Raw genomic sequence first — 828 nt, 5'->3', positions numbered from 1 at the left:
TGAAGATTATTTTCTTCACCTTATTAAGTGCTTGTACTGTTGCGGCATTGCAAACCGTTGGCGCTATCTTAGTGATTGCGATGGTTGTGACTCCAGGGGCAACCGCTTATTTATTAACAGATCAGTTTAAGCGCTTATTAATTATTGCGGTTGCTATTGGTACCGCGACGAGTGCAATTGGTGCTTACGCCAGTTATTTCCTAAATGGTGCAACTGGTGGGCTAATCGTTACGTTACAAACAGTTATTTTCTTACTGGCATTCTTCTTTGCACCAAAACATGGTGTTTTTGCATCACGCCGTAAAGCAAAACGCGAAGTTGAAAACCTGCATAAAATAAAGCAGCAGGAGGCCGCAAATGAGTGATTTTATTGATTTACTAACCGCGCCTTTTATCTTTCCTTTTATGCAAAAAGCAATTATCACGGCGATTGTTACTGGTGCGGTATGCGCTATTTTATCCTGCTTTTTAGTATTAAAGGGTTGGTCTCTAATGGGGGATGCCATTTCCCATGCCGTACTGCCGGGTATCGTTATCGCTTCAGTTGCAGGGATCCCTCTAGCTATAGGGGCGTTTTTATCTGGGTTATTTTGTGCCTTTGCAACAGGGTATTTAAAAGAAAATAGCCGTATCAAAGAAGATACCGTGATGGGGATTGTGTTCTCAGGGATGTTTGCCCTTGGTTTAGTCATGTTCGCTAAAATCGATACCGAACAACACCTCACCCATATCTTATTTGGTGATATTTTAGGGATCACTGACGCTGAATTTACACAAAACTTGTGGTTTGCAGGCATTACTATTGCTGTTATCTTACTAAAACGTAAA

General features: G+C 41.3%; 2 protein-coding genes. Both read left to right on the top strand.

From position 1 onward, the window contains the following. On the top strand, positions 1-365 hold a 365-nt coding region (locus tag ABN217_RS19150; RefSeq protein WP_349459839.1), incomplete at its 5' end, for a metal ABC transporter permease. Continuing rightward, on the top strand, positions 358-828 hold a 471-nt coding region (locus ABN217_RS19145), incomplete at its 3' end, for a metal ABC transporter permease (RefSeq protein ID WP_349459838.1). The genes ABN217_RS19150 and ABN217_RS19145, both read left to right, overlap by 8 nt.

The organism is Proteus sp. fly-1067 (assembly GCF_040139345.1).
Classification (GTDB): domain Bacteria; phylum Pseudomonadota; class Gammaproteobacteria; order Enterobacterales; family Enterobacteriaceae; genus Proteus; species Proteus vulgaris_B.
This window is presented reverse-complemented; position numbering and strand designations above follow the sequence as displayed.